We start from the raw sequence: 17,171 nt of genomic DNA, 5'->3' as shown, positions 1-17,171 counted from the left end.
TGGTGAAGTTTATGCCGATAGTGCTTATGCTAACAAGAAAAACGATGAAAAACTTGGTAAACAAAATAACAAAGTTCTACACAGGGCTTACAGAAATACACCACTTACAGACAGGCAAAAACAAGAGAATAAACAACGATCATCCATTCGCTATATTGTTGAACGCACTTTTGGCTTACTCAAACAACATCATGGATTAGCCAAGGCAAGATACCTTGGATTAGAAAGAAACAAAACTAGAGCGCAACTTATTGTTATGAGTTACAATCTTAAAACTGGGATGAATATTTTTAAACAAATGCGAAGTCTAGGGGATTGTTACGCCCAATGAGTGGGAGAGGACTAAAAATAGGGAAATAAAGCAATAAACAGCTGGGAAAATAAGGTTTTTTTTGGACTTTATGAAAAAATACAGGTAGTTTTGAAAATATTTTTGAAAAAATCTAAAAATTGAAATTAGGGTGGAGAATTATGAGTTATGCAAAAGTCTCAAATAATATAATTGATTGCTAAAGGCGTTTGAATTGTATGAGTAGTAGAGAAATATTTTTGAAAAAACCTTGTGTAGTAGAATTTTTTAGTATATAATCTACAGCAGTTGATTCCAAAGGTGGAATTTGGCACAGAACATCGGCGTTTATTTGGACTTTTTTATAATTAAGGAGTTTAAGTAAGCGTTTTTTTTCGCCAGTTTCAAGGTAGAACTGGAAAAAAGGTATAGAAGCCAGTAGTTGAATTTGCATAGTTTTATGCGGATGTGACTGCTGGCTTTTTTTGTTTATAAGATTATAAAAGTGTTGAACGGAGAAACTTAAATGAAAATGGTCACAGCAATTATCAAGCCCTTTAAGCTTGATGAAGTTAGAGAAGCTCTACATGAAATAGGTATTTCAGGGATTACAGCCACAGAGGTTAAAGGTTTTGGGCGTCAAAAAGGACACACAGAACTTTATCGTGGTGCTGAATATACGGTAGATTTTTTGCCAAAAGTTAAGTTAGAGATTGCGATTGGTGCAGACCAGGTTGACAGTGTGATTGGAGTCATAAGTACAGCAGCGAAATCTGATGGTGAAGGAAAAATTGGTGATGGTAAGATTTTTGTTAATAATCTGGAAAAAGTTGTTCGTGTTAGAACGGGTGAAACCGATACAGATGCACTTTAGGAGGCAATAATGGAAAATACAATTTTAGAAATGCAATTTGCCATTGATACTTTTTACTTTTTAGTGATGGGTGCATTAGTAATGTGGATGGCAGCAGGCTTCTCAATGTTAGAAGCAGGGATGGTTAGAGCTAAGAATACCACTGAAATCTTAACTAAGAATATCGGTTTGTTTGCGATTGCTTGCACGACTTATATGGTCTATGGCTATGATTTAATGTACGGTGGTGGCGTTATGTTGGACGGTATTAGTGGACAAGGTGATACATACTCAAATGCAGCAGATTTTTTCTTTCAAGTTGTATTTGTCGCAACAGCGATGTCAATTGTTTCTGGTGCAGTAGCTGAGCGAATGAAATTGTTTTCATTCTTTGCCTTTGCATTGGTGTTTACTGCCGTTATTTACCCATTAGAGGGCGCTTGGACTTGGGGTGGCGAGGCAGTATTTGGATTATTTAAATTGGCTGATTACGGCTTTGCGGACTTCGCAGGCTCAGGCATTGTGCATATGGCTGGCGCAGCAGCGGCTTTAGCAGGCGTGCTAGTCTTAGGCGCTCGTCGTGGAAAATACAATAAAGATGGTTCATCAAATGCAATTATGGGTGCAAATATGCCACTTGCTACACTGGGTACATTTATTTTATGGATGGGCTGGTTTGGTTTTAATGGTGGTTCAGTATTAGCTTTGGCAAGCAAAGAAAGTGCCAATGCTGTTGCGATGGTGTTTTTAAATACTAACGCAGCTGCAGCTGGCGGCGTGATTACTGCACTTTTGTTAGTGAAACTACTATGGGGTAAGGCTGACCTAACGATGGCACTTAATGGTGCATTAGCAGGTTTGGTTGCTATTACTGCAGGACCTGACACACCAAGTGCTTTGGGTGCAGCTTTAATTGGTGGTGTTGGTGGTATTTTGGTGGTATTCTCAATTTCAATTTTAGACAAAGTATTTAAGATTGATGACCCAGTCGGTGCGATTTCTGTGCACGGTGTTGTTGGAATATGGGGTTTATTAGCAGTGCCATTAACCAATACAGATGCGTCTTTCACAGGGCAGTTACTCGGTGCTTTAACAATCTTTGTTTGGGTATTCGGTGCATCACTGGCACTTTGGTTGGTGATTAAAGCTGTGATGGGTGTTCGAGTTTCAGAGCAAGAAGAAGCCGAAGGCGTGGATGTTTCAGAGTGTGGATTGCACGCTTATCCAGAGTTTACGATTAAATAATAAAACCAGTCAAAAGCATTTTGTTTTTGGCATTATTAAAAATATATAAATTAAGGAAATAAAAATGAAAAACAATACAAAAAAACTATTATTGGCATTATGTCTAAGTTCAACTTTTAGCTCAGTGTCATTTGCTACTGAAGAAGAAAAACAATCAGCAGTTAGTGCTAATATAACTATTGCCAATGATTATGTGTGGCGTGGTAAGACTCAATCTGATGATAAGAAAACCATCCAAGGTGGGCTTGATTGGGATGCGGGCAACGGCTTTGCATTAGGGATTTGGGGTTCTAATATTGCAGATGGATCTGAGTTTGATTATTATGGATCTTATTCAGGTGAGGTAGGGGATATTGGTTATGAAGTTGGTTACATCACCTATCGTTATTCAAAAGATGCTACTGGCAATCGTTTAAACTTTGATGAAGCCTATGTTGGTGCGTCTTATGGTGATTTTGGTTTAACTTATTATAAAGGTAGTGGTAAGAAAACTCTTGAAGTAGGTGATTATATTGAAGTCAGTTACGGTACTAGTATTAATGATATAGATATATCGTTAACTGCTGGTAAATATTCTGAAGCAGTGAAAGGCGATAGTAGTGATTATAAGGTGTATGGGGTTAGCCTTGGTAAATCCTATGATGGCTTAGACTATGCCTTGGGTTTTGCCAAGGTTAAGGATAGTGATAACTCTGCTGCTTATAATACGCTTAATGAAAAAAACACAATGTTTAGTATTAGTAAATCTTTCTAGCGACCCCTTAAAATTCGTATGAATTTTAGCCCCCATCTTTTGGGGGTTTTTTTATGAGTGAGACAAAAACACAATAGATGATTCTAAGTCCTATATAATTGTTCGTTTATGAATACAGCACTTAAAATTATTCTTGTTGATGAGAACACGGGTCGTTCGGCAATGTTGCGTCGTGCTTTGCAAGACAAAGGGCATGAGGTGATTTGCCGTATGGACAGTAGTGCCAATTTGCAAAATAGCAACGAAATGACCCATGCAGATGTGGTGATTGTGAATGCTGATATCCCTGATGAGGAAGTATTTGCAAATTTAACCGATGTGAATAAAACTAAGCCAAAGCCGATTGTGATGTTTGCTGAAGAATCAAATTCTGAGATGGCAAGTTCTGCTATTAAATCAGGTGTGAATGCTTATATTGTTGATGGGCTTGAAGAGAATCGCGTGCAGCCAATTATTGATGTGGCAATGGCTCGATTTAGAGAATTTCAGGCGCTCAAGGATGAGCTAGATGCAACACGCAATCAACTTTCAGAGCGTAAAGTAGTTGAAAAAGCCAAGGGTTTGTTGATGCGGCGTAAGGATATTAGCGAAGATGAGGCTTATCAATCCTTGCGTAAGATGGCAATGGATAAAAATAAGCGTATTGTTGATGTCGCCGAAAGCGTCATTAATGCCTTCGAGTTGTTAGATTAACTTAACTGTAAAAAACCAAATAATAGCAGCTATATGGCAATATAATAAAGGCCATGAACAAAATTGTTGTCCAAGAAAAAGACTTTGATCTATCAACTGAAGTTGCTTTAGCTCAAGCTAATGATGGTAATATCGGTGCAGTGGTATCTTTTGTTGGTCTAGTGCGTGATTTGAATGATACGCCAATTCAAAAAATGACGCTTGAGCATTATCCTGGAATGACTGAAAAAGCCTTGCAATCTATTGTTGATAAAGCTAGAAACCAATGGTCTATAGGCAATATAACTATTATTCACCGAGTAGGGGATTTAGCTGTTAATGACCAAATTGTATTGGTTGTTACCACCAGTAAACACCGTAAAAATGCCTTTGATGCCTGTGAATTTATTATGGATTATCTAAAAACACAAGCGCCTTTTTGGAAAAAAGAAGTTAGTAAAGAGGGCGGTAAGTGGGTCGAGGCTAAGGATAGCGACCAAGATAGAATTAAACAGCATCAAAATCCTCAGGAAAATTCAGATTGATAAATGGTTTTGTGTAATCTGAGAAGTCAAGCTCTTGTGTCTAATTGTTTTGAGCTTACGATAACCTTGCGCTAAAAAATTACTTAGATTGTTGGAGTTTTATAATATTAGTTTTAAAATAATGATAGACACAACGATTGTATTTTTGGTATAATCTGCGTTCTGTTACCCAATGATGGGCAACAAAAAAAACATTGACGTTTATTTGGGTTTCTATTTTAATGAAACACGATAAGCGTTTTTTTTGGTCAATTCAAAGTTGAATTTAACCATAGAGCATTGAAGCCAGTTAGAAAATGTCATATGCACATTTTTCTAACTGGCTTTTTTTATGTTCAAAGCATAAATTGTGTAAATAAATAAAAGGAAATATCATGAAAAAATTGGTTATAGTTGGCTCAGGAATGAGTGCTATGAAAGTGGTAGATGAGGTTTTAAAAATAGACCCGCTTATGTATCAAATCACTATTATTGGTGCGGAAACAGTATTGCCCTATAACAGAATTATGCTTTCTCCAGTTTTAGCTGGCGAAAAAGATTTTGATGAAATCAGAACACATGATGAGGCTTATTTCGCACAAAATAATCTTATTTTTAAGCCTGGTTTTGAAGTAACAGCTATTAATAGAAAAGCTAAAACTGTGTCAGTAACAGAAATTGGTAAAACTGACTCTGAGTCTCTGGATTATGACCGTTTGGTGATTTGCACGGGTTCAACACCATTTATTCTGCCATTGCCTGGCAAGGAATTAGCGGGTGTGGTTTCATTTAGAGATATTTACGATGTTGAATATATGCAATCAGAGGCTGGAAAATCTAAAAAAGTGGCTGTTATTGGCACGGGTTTGCTGGGACTTGAAGCGGCCAATGGGTTGAATGAATTGGGCTTTAAAGTAACAGTTATTGGTAATATGGATTCTATTATGAATATGCAATTAGATGCCTCATCTGGGCATTTATTGCAAAAAGTATTGGAGCAAAAAAATATTCATTTTAAATTGGGGGCAATAACCACCAAAATTATTGGTAAGGACAAGGTTGAATCGTTGGCATTTGAAGATGGAACAACACTGGAAACGGATATGGTGGTTATGTCTGTTGGTATTGTTCCCAATGATACTTTGGCTAAGCACATTGGTTTGCAAACAGACAGAGGTATTGTTGTGAATGACACAATGATGACTTCAGACCCTGCTATTTATTCAGTAGGCGAGTGTATTAAACACCGAGGTATGTCGTATGGTTTGGTGGCGCCTCTTTTCGAACAAGCACGCGTGTGTGCCGAGCAAGTGTGTGAGGTGTCTCATCATATGTATACAGGCTCAGATATCTCTACCAAGCTCAAGATTTCAGGTGTTGATGTTTTCTCAGCAGGTGAGTTTGACAATGAGGAGGATGAAATTATGTGCTCTAAAGACCATGCATTAAATACGCGAAAACGACTTTCTATTCGTGATAATAAATTAGTCGGCGCGGTATTGTTTGGTGATTCTACAGATGGACTTTTTTACTTTGATTTAATTAAGAAAGAAACAGATATTACCGATATTCGCAAGACTTTATTATTTGGTGATATTGGTATTGACGAGTCTAGTGCTGGCGCATCGGGTGTTGAAAAAATGGCAGATGATGAGCAAGTATGTGGTTGCATGGGCGTTACCAAAGGCGATATTGTGAATGCAGTAACAGATGGCTGTGATACTTTTGAAGCCATGCAAGAAGAAACAGGTTGTGCAACAGGATGCGGTGGTTGTGGGTCAGTGGCAAAGCAAATTTTTAGTTTTGTATCAGGTGCAGAATTGGTGAGCAAGGAAACACTGTGTGATTGCACTGGCTTTTCAACCGCAGAAGTGCGTGAATATGTTAGGGGGTTGAATGCCGTTAAAACCATTGATGAAGTGCGTTTGGCATTAGATTTCACCAGTACTTGTGAAGCCTGTGGTGCGGCAATTAATTATTATTTGTCGTCACAATTTAATGAGGCGTATGTGCATAATGATGTAGAGCGTCCACACAATGAAATGATGCACGCTAATAAACAAAGAGATGGTACTTATTCTATTATTCCACAAATGCAGGGTGGATTGACAACACCAGCAGAACTTAAATCGTTGGCAGAAATTGCCGTGAAATATGAAGTGCCCACTGTTAAAGTGACAGGAGGGCAACGCATTGATTTGTTAGGTATTCCTAAAGAAAATTTAAACGATATGTGGGATGAAATTGCAGCGGCAGGTATGGAATCAGGTTACGCTTATGGTAAAGCAACTAGAACTTGTAAATCTTGTGTGGGCACCGATCATTGCATGATGGGCACGCAAGACTCAATGGGGCTATCTATCAAGATGGAAGACGCAGTTTGGTCACACTTTATGCCACATAAGTTCAAGATGGGTGTTAGTGGTTGTCCGCGCAATTGTGCTGAAGTAACGATTAAAGATTTTGGTGTGATTTGTACCGAAAAAGGTTATGAAATCCATGTAGCTGGTGCTTGTGGCATTAGAACAAAAGCTTGCTTAAAAGATCGTTTCTTTGAAACCGAAGATGAAGTGATTGAATACCTGAGAGCCTTTGTACAGTTATATCGAACAGAGGGTAATTATCTTGAGCGTGTCATGCACTTTGAAGAACGTGTTGGTTTGGATTATATTCAATCAAAACTGAGCACAGCAGAAAAAATTAAGCAATGGGCAAATGCATTGCCTAAGACTGTTCCAAATCCGTGGAAAACAACAGATCATAGAAAATCAGCTTAATGCAAGGATACTATTATGGAAGATAAATTAAATCTATTTTCATTTAAGGGCAAATATCGGATTCTACATCTGACTTGGTTTGCTTTCTTTATGACCTTTGTGGTGTGGTTGGGCCTTGGACCAATGATGCCCTTTATCCAAGAGGCTTTGTCACTCACTGAGCAACAAGCAAAGGTATTGCTAATTCTGAATGTGGCAATGACCATCCCAGCAAGAATTATTGTGGGAATGTTGGTTGACAAGTTAGGCCCTAAAATACTATTTTCAGCCATATTAATTTTAGGTGGCTTAATCTCAATCGCATTTAGCTGGATGCAATCATACGAGCAATTGGCACTATTGAGATTTTTGTCGGGCTTTATTGGTGCTGGTTTCGTGGTGGGTATTCGCATGATATCCGAATGGTTTCCAGCCAAACAAACCGGTATCGCACAAGGCATTTATGGCGGTTGGGGTAATTTTGGTTCTGCGGGAGCAGCGTTCTGCCTACCTTTTATTGCAAGTAGTTTTGGCGATGTTAATGGCTGGCGTTACGCCATCACCATTGCGAGTGTTTTGGCAATCTTGTATGGTGTTTTTTATTATTTCAATGTTAGCAATACGCCTAAGGGCTCTACTTATTTCAAGCCAAAAAAATCAGGCGCTATGGAAGTGAGTAGTTATTTAGACTTAGCACTCTATATTGTAATGAATATCCCCCTATATCTTGCTTTATCATTGCTAACATGGAAGTTGTCACCCGCCAATATGGCAATGATTTCATCAACGATAGAAGATGTTATATACTGTGTATTGACTGTAATATTTGTATTGCAAGTCTTTAAAACATGGCATATTAATGCCCAACATTTAGCTCAGGGCGTACCAAGGCAACATCAATATAAATTTAAGCAAGTTGCCATTCTTGATTGGGCATACTTGGTTACTTTTGGTACTGAATTGGCAGTTGTTTCTATATTGGCAATGTTTTATGTTGATTGGTTTGAACTGCCTAAAATTACCGCTGCACTGTTAGCGGGCGTATATCCATTTATCAATTTATTCGCTCGACCATGTGGAGGCTATCTAAGTGATAAATACGGTAGGAAGCTGACTCTAATGATAGTTTTTTTTGGCATCAGTTTAAGTTTTCTAGCATTAGGCAATGTTGATAAAAGTTGGTCAATTTATTTGGTAGTCTTATTAACGATTGTTGGTGGTATATTCTCTAAAGCAGGATCAGGGGCGGTATTTGCTATGGTGCCACTCATTCAAAGACGATTAACTGGACAAATTGCTGGTATGGCTGGTGCTTTTGGTAATGTAGGTGCGGTAATGTTTTTAACGCTCAATTCTTTGGTGGACTATGACCAATTCTTTATGTTAATTGGTACAGTTAGTACAATTGTATTGGTATTAATTGTAGTATTCTTGGAAGAGCCGAAAGGTTATATGACTGAAATATTAGATGATGGCACGGTTGAAATTATCAAACTTAACTAGATACCATGATATTAACCCCGTAAATTTCCAGATATGCAGCAACTTAAAGTTAGTGTAAATTCACATTCTATTGCAGGTACCAAGCCTGAGAATCAGGATGCTTGTGCCTATCATATACCTGACAAACAAGCCTTAGAATACAAAGGTATTACCAGCGTTATTGCCGATGGTGTGAGTGCTTGTGAGCGAGCGGCTGAGGCAAGTAGTTGCTGCGTTAATAGTTTTCTTAGTGATTATTACTCTACACCCGATTCTTGGCGTGTAGAGCACTCGGCAACAAAGGTTATCTCAGCACTAAATAATTGGTTGTATTCTCAATCAATGCGCAACGATGAAATCTCATCAATGTTATCTACATTGAGTGTGATAATCATTAAATCTAATACTGCGCATATTTTTCATATAGGCGACTCTAGAATTTATCGCTATCGTCAAGGTCTATTGACACAACTAACAAAGGACCATGTTTTAAATCTAAACAAAGAAAAAACTTACCTATCAAGAGCCATGGGGTTTGACCTTAGAGTGAATGTTGATTATCAAACTTTTAACCTTGAAGTTAATGATCAATTTTTGATGACCACAGATGGGGTGCATGATTATTTGAATGATACTTCGTTGCAAAATTTAATGAGTGTAGCATCAACAACAAATGATATTGTTGGCAAGGCACTAGATGCAGATAGTAGCGACAACATCTCAGCAATGATTGTGAAGATTGAGCAACTACCAAAGAAGAATATAGATGAGGCTTTTGATGAACTCACTGAACGACCTGTACCGCCAGATCTAGACAAAGGTATGAAAATTAATGGTTTTGAAATAGAGTCGCTCCTTGTTTCAAGCTCTAAGGTGCAATTGTATTTGGCCAGAGATATTAATACCAAACAATCAGTTGTGCTAAAAACACCCTCAATTAATTTTGAAGATGACCCTCAATATTTGAAACATTTCATGTATGAGCAATGGGCAGGGCAGCGAATACAAAGCTCCAATGTGGTGAAAATTCATAACAGCAATGAAAAAGCCAGCTTCTTAGCCTATGCGATGGAATACATCAAAGGACAAACACTCAGACAATGGATGGATGAAAATAAAGAGCCTGATGTCAAGATAGTCGTGAGTTTTGTTAAGCAAATTATCCAAGGTTTGAGAGCCTTTCACCGTCAAGAAATGCTACATTGTGACCTTAAACCAGAAAACATTATGATTGATAAAATTGGACAAATCAAACTGATTGATTTTGGCGCAACAAGGATTGCTGGCGTTGTTGAACTAAGCAGTCCAGTTGATGTTACGGATAATCAAGGTACACAAGGCTACACCGCACCAGAAGTTATCTTGAATGGCAAGGCTTCTCAAGCATCAGACCAATTTAGTTTAGGTGCAATTGTGTATGAGATATTTGCCTCGCAACTTCCCTATCAAAACAAATTAGATAAAAACTTAACCACGCAAAAATTATCCAAGCTATCTTACGAATCAATATTAATACACCATCCAAATCTAGCGATATGGATTGATGGCGCGGTGCGTAAAGCTTGTCATTTGAATGTCGCCTCCAGATACGAAGTGCTGAGTGAATTTTTATATGATTTAGAACACCCAAATTCAAACTTCTTGCAAATTGAAGAACCTGTAAAACCAGAAGCTAAATTAAAAAAATATCGATTGTATTTCGGGTTATTGTTTGCGTTAAATTTTATTTTATTATTATTATTGGTGACCAAATGAGTTTTAAAACAACCTGTCCGTACTGTGGCGTTGGCTGCGAGATTAAAATCAGCCGTTCTAATTCAACATTAAAGTTAATCGGAGATAAAGATTCGCCTGTTAATAAAGGCATGCTTTGCATTAAAGGGCAAACTTTATTAGAAACTGTTGGCACAGATAATGATAGACTGCTTAAACCCTCTGTTGGCACTTGGGATGAGACAATCAAAACAATTGCAAATATTTTCCGTTCAAATAAAAAAGATGAAATTGCATTATATTTATCTGGGCAGATGTTAATGGAAGATTTATATGTGGCTAAAAAATTTGCAGAGTCTTATGGCATTAATAATATAGAGAGCAATTCTAGACTTTGTATGTATTCAACGGTTGAAGCCAATAAACGCGCTTACGGTGCAGATATTGTGCCTGTTTCTTATGATGATATTTTTCTTGCAGAAACTATATTTATTATTGGCAGTAATACTGCAGATTGCCATCCTATTGTTTTTAATTATGTCAAAAAATCTAAGGCCTTTGTTGTTTGTGTAGATGTCTATAAAACAACAACAGCCAAAAAATCAGATTTATTTATCAAGGTTGAAGCTGGCAGAGATATGGAAATAATTGATGATTTGGTTAACCAACCATGGTTTAAAAATAAAAAAACTTTAAGCATCTATTCTCAGGGCCTAACCCAATCAACCGATGCAACTGATAAGGTCAATGCGCTTATTAACGCACACATTAAGGTTGGTAATATTAATAAACCAGGTTGTGGTGTTTTATCGCTAACTGGACAAAGCAATGCCATGGGTGGTAGAGAAATTGGTATTAGAACTAAAGATTTAACGGCCACTGAATTTTTCTCAACCGATCAGATTAAAACACTGTGGGTTATGGCAACAAACCCAGCGCACAGTATGATTAATTATCGAAAATTTGAAACCTTAATAGTTTCAGACTTCACAGAAACTTTAACCACTAAAGATGCAGATATTGTATTGCCAGCCTGTTCTTGGTCTGAAAAAACAGGACACCAAAAAAACTCGGAACGCCGATATTTAGAACAAAATGCTTTTTTATCACCTGCTGGTGAGTCAAAACCAGATTGGAATATTATTTGTCTTGTTGCAAAATCACTGGGTTTGTCAGGCTTTGACTATAAAAATTCAGCAGAAATTTGGCTTGAGATGAAGATTGATGAAACATGGTCACCAAGAATTCAGGTTCGTGAAAAGATTGTAGAATTTGAAAAAGTTGATAGAGCGTATGGAAAGTCTATCAATAATGGACGATTGCTAGAGCAGTGGCATTCAATGTCACGAACTGGTAAGAGTAAAACCTTGAATGATATGACAAATAAAAACCCCCAAACAGTGTCAATTCATCATACAACTAATACCGAATTTTTTAAAAACAAAAAAGTTGAATTGGATAAACACTCTAAACAACCTTGTTTTAAGGGTTAATCACCCAATCATGGTTAGATAATTTTCTTCAGTTAATACTTCTACATCGAATTTTTCTGCAGCTTCAATTTTCTTTTGCCCTACATTTTCGCCAATTACCAAATAATCGGTTTTAGCGCTTACACTAACCACCACTTGTATACCAATAGATTTAGCATTCTTTTTCATTTCACTCCTTGAACCACTCATTTTGCCAGTAAAAACAATTTTTTTGCCAGCCAGCATATGGGTAAATTCTACCCCCTCATTTTGCAAAGGGGTGGTTTCTAAATTAAAGCCGTGTTGACTTAATAAGCTAAACTCATTTTTAACATCTTGTAGTCCTGTTACAACAGCCTGTGCTGTTAATTCGGCGAAGCCTTCAATGTTGGCTATTTTTTCTAAACTCAATGCAAAAATATCACTCAACAAACAAGACCTAAGTAAGTTTTCACAATTCCCCATGCCTAATCTAGTAATACCAAAGGCTGCTAAGAAACGCCAATCTTCAATTTGCTCAGTGATTGATTTATGACGCTCAGCAATCAAATTTTCGCTGGTTTTATTGCCAAAACCCATCTTGGTTAAATCGCTATGAGCCAGCGTATAAATCTCTGAAATTTTACGGACATTATTTTTATAAAGTTTTTTAATTGTGGCGGCGCCAAATCCATCATTATTACCCAATATTTTAAAAAAATATTCCATTTTTCCAATGACCTGCGCTGGACATTCGCTATGATTTACACATATTAAGAAATCAGACTCCCATTGTAATGTTTTGTCACAACTTGGACACACAGTTGGAATATTAGGCTCTGTGGGTTTTAAAACTTTGTTGATTTTAGGAATGACCAAACCAGAACGCGTCAATTCAATCACACTATCAGTGCCTAAACCTTGCTCTTTTACTAAGCCGTAATGATGCGCGCTAGCACGGTTAATAGTTGCACCACTTAACAGTGTAGGCTCTAATTCTGCCACAGGTGTAATCTTACCTGTACGACCCACTTGCGGGGTAACAGATAAAACTTTAACTTGTGCTTTATCTTTATTTTCTTTAAAAGCAATTTGCCAACGGTGGAATTTTCTATTCGCGCCCATGTGCGTTTTTAAATCATCGTTTGTTATTTCAAACACCACACCATCCACATCAAAATCTACTTCGCTAAGTGCATCCTGAACAACCATATCAAATTGGGTTTTCAAATCATCCATATTACCCAACCAATGTGGCAATTGGTTAAAAGGTACAAATAATGCCGCTTTGTTTTTTATCGCTTGCTCGGCTTTTTCATCTAAAGCCTTTTCCTTGATTAGACTGGCTTGAAAATTGCGTGGATATTCAAAATCTGCAGATAAATATTGTTCAAAATAACTTTTTTGAACCACAATCTCACCTGCACCTTGCCCGCGATCAGCACTCTTATAGACTTGTAATCCTCTATCAAACACACGACTAATATCGCTACCTTTTTTGCCATCGCCACGCGTATAAAGGCGTATGCCATCGTCATAACCAGCAAAACCATCCAACTTAGGTGTGGCTTTAATTTGAATAGTGCGAATATCAAAATCAATTTCAATAGCGGATTTTTTGATGCGCTCCAACCATTTATCAACTTCTTCTTGAGAATAGGCTTTATCAATAGAGAGCATTATCTCTGGTAGTAAAACCTTGTCAGTAGAAAATCCCGTACCTTCTGGCTCTATTGCTTGTAATAATGGATGCGCTGGTAGTCTTTTTTTGAGCGCTGGCAGATAAACAAAATCGTAATCTTTATCGCTGATCATTGGATTGCCATCACGATAAGCAGTATTGAGTGCGATGCAAAAGTCAGCTAACTGTTGGTCGCTTAATTCATCTACCAGTATTTCTTGGCGGACAATTTTATCTCTAATGGCTGGTGCTAACGCCACCTGCGATTATTGAAATTGTTTAGCGATATTGCTTAAGAGTTCATAACCAAAGTCAATGGTTTCTTGTTTATTTTGTTCAGATAAATCATTGAAAGTTACCTCAGCTGCATTACTGCTAATTTGCCTAACAATGATTTGATAGGACTCTTTAATTGCATTATCACCAAAAATGCTTGAAAGAATGCCTTTGTCTTTTTCCTTGGCAACATTCACATAGAAACTACCTTCTTTTATGTCTTTATCTTCAACATCAATATTCAACTCATCAAGTGCCCAGCCAACATTTTCCCAAGTTTCATGTTTGCCCAAAGCAAATTTAAGTTTTGCATAACCGCCTATGCCTTTCACTATCTCTACTTTTGTTATTTGATTTCCTTTAACATCAATAATTTGCTCCCTTGCAATTGTATGATCGCTACCAAGATAAACCATAAAGCGATAAAGCATTTCAGTTTCTAGCGATTGATCCTTAGGGCGAGCCTGCCAAATGGTGTTTTCATCTTCACCGCCTGCTTTGGTGATGACTTCCTCCATTGAGTTCAAAGTGAAATGGACTTCAGTTTTTCTGCCACCATCTACAGGTTCAATTCTGACTCTGTATTTATCAATAATTGCCAATGAGTACCTGGCCTTCATGGCTTTTTTCAGCATTGAACGAATTAAACCCACTGATTGGTCAGGGATTTCAGGGTGATTTTCTAAAAAATCAGTTTCCATAACGCCAATTTTCTTATCACTTCTCTTGATGGCAAAACCATGTGATTTAAAGAAACTTTTTGCCAAACTCCATACTGCATCTACTTTTTTATCAACCACTATCCAGCGAATTTGACCCAATCTTTCAACTTTAACTTTTACAGAGCCAGTAACACTCGCTGCCTTTTTATTAGCAACATCATCTTTAGAAAAACCAATGGTATCTTCTTGAATATTTGCAACATACTCACTTAGCTTAAAGGCTTCTTGTGAGTCAGGCTTGGTTAAGTCAGGCGGAATCTCTAAAGAAGTCACTGTTTTATTTGCATAGTATTGAATATTTCTTTCACCAAGACTGCTTTTTGCTTTTTTTGCTTTTTCGCCAAACGAGAAACAACTTGCTAAAGAAAATGCAAGTAGTGTAATTGTTATTTTTTTTATCATTATATAACTCCTAAATTAGATAAATCTTGCTCCAATACCATTTGATATTGAGGTGATAATTTTGTTAATGGCAAACGAATTCCACTGTCACATTTGCCCATTTTATACATCGCCCACTTAACAGGAATTGGGTTTGATTCAGTAAATAAATGCTGATGTAAATTATATAAGTTTGCGTCAATAGTTTCGGCTAATTTTCTATCTTTATTAAAAGCCGCTTGATAAGCATTAGATACCTCTGCTGGCGCTACATTTGCGCTCACTGAGATACCGCCATGACCGCCCATTAAAATAAACTCGACCGCTGTGGCGTCATCACCACTATACAATAAGAAATTTTCTGGGCAACCATCAATCAGTTCTTGTGCAACTGATAATTGACCTGTTGCATCCTTGATGCCGATAATATTGCTAATCGCTGATAGGCGAATTGCCGTTTCTGGCAACAAATCTACAGCAGTTCTACCCGGAACATTATATAAAATTTGGTCAATATCAACTGCCTCAGCAATAGCCTTATAATGCTGATACAGCCCTTCTTGTGTTGGTTTATTGTAATAAGGCGTGACTAAAAGTGCAGCATTTGCACCTAAGGCTTTGGCGGCTTGCGTTAACTCAATCGCCTCAGAAGTAGAATTAGCGCCTGTACCTGCAATAATAGCAATGCGTCCTTTGGCAAACTCAATGGTTTTTTGCATCACTTCAATATGTTCATCTTGATTAAGTGTTGCACTCTCGCCCGTTGTTCCCATAGAAATAATGGCTTTAGTGCCGCTCTTAATATGAAACTCAACCAAATTTGCAAGTGCGTCAAAATCCACCGAGCCATCTTCAAGCATCGGAGTGATTAGAGCGACCATAGCGCCTGTTAAAGGGTGTTCAATACGCATTGTAGTATTATATATAAAAAACCCACTAAATATTTAGTGGGTTTTTGCTTTAATTCCTAAATTTAAATTCTGAGTGCAAATTTTTTGTTGGTTAATAATACCTGATTTAAACACCATTTTTGGTGTTTTATAATTCGGGCTCCTCTTGCTAGAGCTAAAAAAAGTAAATGATACTTATGGCATCTTGCTCTCTTTTAGAAGTAAAAGTTTCACTTAGGGCTTGAGTGGGCGTTTTTGAAAATAAGATCTTTGCAATGTATAGTCTATTTACATCTACACCACCCCAAAATCTCAAACAACTTTTTAAATTTTCTTATAGAACAAACCTCAAGAAGCCTTCTTCTTTTCCCGACTTAGTTTTATACTTTCTTGATACACATCCATTGGTTTTTTATATTTCAATGTTTCATGAAATCTTTTGTGGTTATAAAAAATGGGACTAACTTACATTAATACTAACATCTTATAAGACAGTCTATTACCACTAAATCCAAACACAATTGAATCAATTCTATCCAGTGTCGATCGTTTAACATTGCCATCATTCAACCTAAAAACAAACTCATCAACATAACGCCCGATATGTTTATCTGAAAAATGATGAAATACACCATGATAACCGCGTTTTAATAACGCCCAAACACTCTCAATGCCATTAGTATGCACAATACCGTTAACATACTGCCCAGCAGAATGATTGACCATTAGCTGTTTATAGCCCTCTATGCCTTTATATATTGTTGCTTCATCAGTGCAAAGCGTGGCATTGGCATCAGCATGCTTATCAATCATAGTCTGAATATTGGCACTATTGACTTTATCCATTTTGGCAGCAACGAGCATGCCACCACGAGAGCGCATGCCAACCACAGGGGTTTTGGTTTTTGTGCTTCTGCCTTGTGTGCCTTGAGTTTTCTTATGTTGGTGTTTGTTTTTCTCTTTACCGCCTATATAGGTTTCATCCATTTCAATTATTCCAGAAAGAATAGCGTCGTTATTTTTGCAAGCCTTGCGTATTCTGTGCCCCATAAACCATGAGGATTTTTGGGTAATACCCAGTTCTTTTGCAAGTTGGTAACTGGATATACCCTTGCGAGCAGTCACAACTAAATACATACCATAAAGCCATTTTCTTAACGGTATTTTGCTGGCATGCATCACTGTGTTACTACGAATACTGAATTGGGTTTGACAACATTTGCAACGATATAATCCAGTGCGTGAAGGATGATGATAAACTTGTGCGGGTGTTTGATTAGCACACGATGGACATTTGGGTTTGTTGTTCCAAAGTTTTTGTTCAAAATATAGGCGAGCAGATTCTTCGGTTGGAAACCTTTCTAATAGTTCAAATGTGCTGATGGTGTTTGTGTATTGGGTCATTGTTGCTCCATGAGTGTTGTAAGTGTTGCCTATTTTATTGTATTTGTTGTGGTTTTGGTATTAATGTAAGTTATTCCC

General features: G+C 37.3%; 15 protein-coding genes. 10 read left to right on the top strand and 5 right to left on the bottom strand.

The annotated features are described in order from the left end of the window. The coding region (locus BHECKSOX2_RS09020; RefSeq protein ID WP_139683383.1) for a transposase at positions 1 to 331 on the top strand (331 nt) is incomplete at its 5' end. Between the two features lie 178 nt (positions 332 to 509). On the opposite strand, the gene BHECKSOX2_RS09015 is transcribed toward BHECKSOX2_RS09020, so the two are convergent. After that, positions 510 to 743, bottom strand: a complete 234-nt coding sequence (locus BHECKSOX2_RS09015) for a hypothetical protein (protein ID WP_180323742.1) — start codon at positions 741 to 743, stop codon at positions 510 to 512. Between the two features lie 72 nt (positions 744 to 815). Here BHECKSOX2_RS09015 and BHECKSOX2_RS09010 point away from each other — a divergent pair, with 72 nt between their 5' ends. The 9 genes from BHECKSOX2_RS09010 (at position 816) to BHECKSOX2_RS08970 (ending at position 11,781) form a co-directional block, all read left to right on the top strand. Then, positions 816 to 1,163, top strand: a complete 348-nt coding sequence (locus BHECKSOX2_RS09010; protein WP_090714596.1) for a P-II family nitrogen regulator — start codon at positions 816 to 818, stop codon at positions 1,161 to 1,163. A gap of 9 nt (positions 1,164 to 1,172) precedes the next feature. Next, on the top strand, positions 1,173 to 2,387 hold the full coding sequence (locus tag BHECKSOX2_RS09005; protein ID WP_090714594.1) for an ammonium transporter family protein: 1,215 nt from the start codon (positions 1,173 to 1,175) through the stop codon (positions 2,385 to 2,387). A 64-nt stretch (positions 2,388 to 2,451) separates the two neighbouring features. Then, positions 2,452 to 3,141 (top strand): TorF family putative porin, encoded by a 690-nt coding sequence (locus BHECKSOX2_RS09000; RefSeq protein ID WP_090714592.1) that lies wholly within the window; start codon positions 2,452 to 2,454, stop codon positions 3,139 to 3,141. A gap of 108 nt (positions 3,142 to 3,249) precedes the next feature. Next, positions 3,250 to 3,834 carry an ANTAR domain-containing response regulator gene (locus tag BHECKSOX2_RS08995; RefSeq protein ID WP_090714589.1) on the top strand — a complete coding sequence of 195 codons (585 nt, stop codon included), beginning with the start codon at positions 3,250 to 3,252 and terminating at the stop codon, positions 3,832 to 3,834. 53 nt (positions 3,835 to 3,887) lie between these two features. Next, a complete protein-coding gene (gene moaE / locus BHECKSOX2_RS08990) occupies positions 3,888 to 4,358 on the top strand; it encodes a molybdopterin synthase catalytic subunit MoaE (RefSeq protein ID WP_090714587.1) in 471 nt (156 codons plus the stop codon). A gap of 374 nt (positions 4,359 to 4,732) precedes the next feature. Next, entirely contained in the window at positions 4,733 to 7,114 is a 2,382-nt protein-coding gene (gene nirB, locus BHECKSOX2_RS08985) for a nitrite reductase large subunit NirB (RefSeq protein WP_139683296.1), read from the top strand. A gap of 15 nt (positions 7,115 to 7,129) precedes the next feature. Then, positions 7,130 to 8,596, top strand: a complete 1,467-nt coding sequence (locus tag BHECKSOX2_RS08980; RefSeq protein ID WP_139683295.1) for an MFS transporter — start codon at positions 7,130 to 7,132, stop codon at positions 8,594 to 8,596. Between the two features lie 33 nt (positions 8,597 to 8,629). Next, positions 8,630 to 10,330, top strand: coding sequence for a bifunctional protein-serine/threonine kinase/phosphatase (locus BHECKSOX2_RS08975; RefSeq protein WP_139683294.1), 1,701 nt, complete (start codon positions 8,630 to 8,632; stop codon positions 10,328 to 10,330). Beyond that, the gene (locus tag BHECKSOX2_RS08970; protein WP_245391368.1) at positions 10,327 to 11,781 is read left to right on the top strand and encodes a molybdopterin oxidoreductase family protein; all 1,455 of its coding nucleotides are present in this window, start codon (positions 10,327 to 10,329) and stop codon (positions 11,779 to 11,781) included. Before BHECKSOX2_RS08975 ends, BHECKSOX2_RS08970 begins: the two co-directional genes overlap by 4 nt. Here the strand turns inward: BHECKSOX2_RS08970 and BHECKSOX2_RS08965 are convergent, their stop codons facing one another. From BHECKSOX2_RS08965 to BHECKSOX2_RS08950, 4 genes are all read right to left on the bottom strand, one after another. Next, positions 11,782 to 13,680 carry a helix-hairpin-helix domain-containing protein gene (locus BHECKSOX2_RS08965; RefSeq protein ID WP_139683292.1) on the bottom strand — a complete coding sequence of 633 codons (1,899 nt, stop codon included), beginning with the start codon at positions 13,678 to 13,680 and terminating at the stop codon, positions 11,782 to 11,784. Positions 13,681 to 13,686: 6 nt separating this feature from the next. After that, a complete protein-coding gene (gene bamC / locus BHECKSOX2_RS08960; RefSeq protein WP_139683291.1) occupies positions 13,687 to 14,820 on the bottom strand; it encodes an outer membrane protein assembly factor BamC in 1,134 nt (377 codons plus the stop codon). Next, positions 14,820 to 15,710, bottom strand: coding sequence for a 4-hydroxy-tetrahydrodipicolinate synthase (gene dapA / locus BHECKSOX2_RS08955; protein ID WP_139683290.1), 891 nt, complete (start codon positions 15,708 to 15,710; stop codon positions 14,820 to 14,822). The genes bamC and dapA overlap by 1 nt, the downstream gene beginning before the upstream one ends. A 444-nt stretch (positions 15,711 to 16,154) precedes the next feature. Next, positions 16,155 to 17,093 (bottom strand): IS1595 family transposase, encoded by a 939-nt coding sequence (locus BHECKSOX2_RS08950; protein ID WP_139683236.1) that lies wholly within the window; start codon positions 17,091 to 17,093, stop codon positions 16,155 to 16,157. Positions 17,094 to 17,171 lie beyond the last annotated feature (78 nt).

Origin of the sequence: thiotrophic endosymbiont of Bathymodiolus puteoserpentis (Logatchev), from assembly GCF_900127505.1 — a bacterium.
In the GTDB taxonomy this organism is placed as follows: Bacteria; Pseudomonadota; Gammaproteobacteria; order PS1; family Pseudothioglobaceae; genus Thiodubiliella.
Note: the sequence above shows the minus strand (reverse complement) of the source record. Positions and strands in the feature narration are given on the sequence as shown.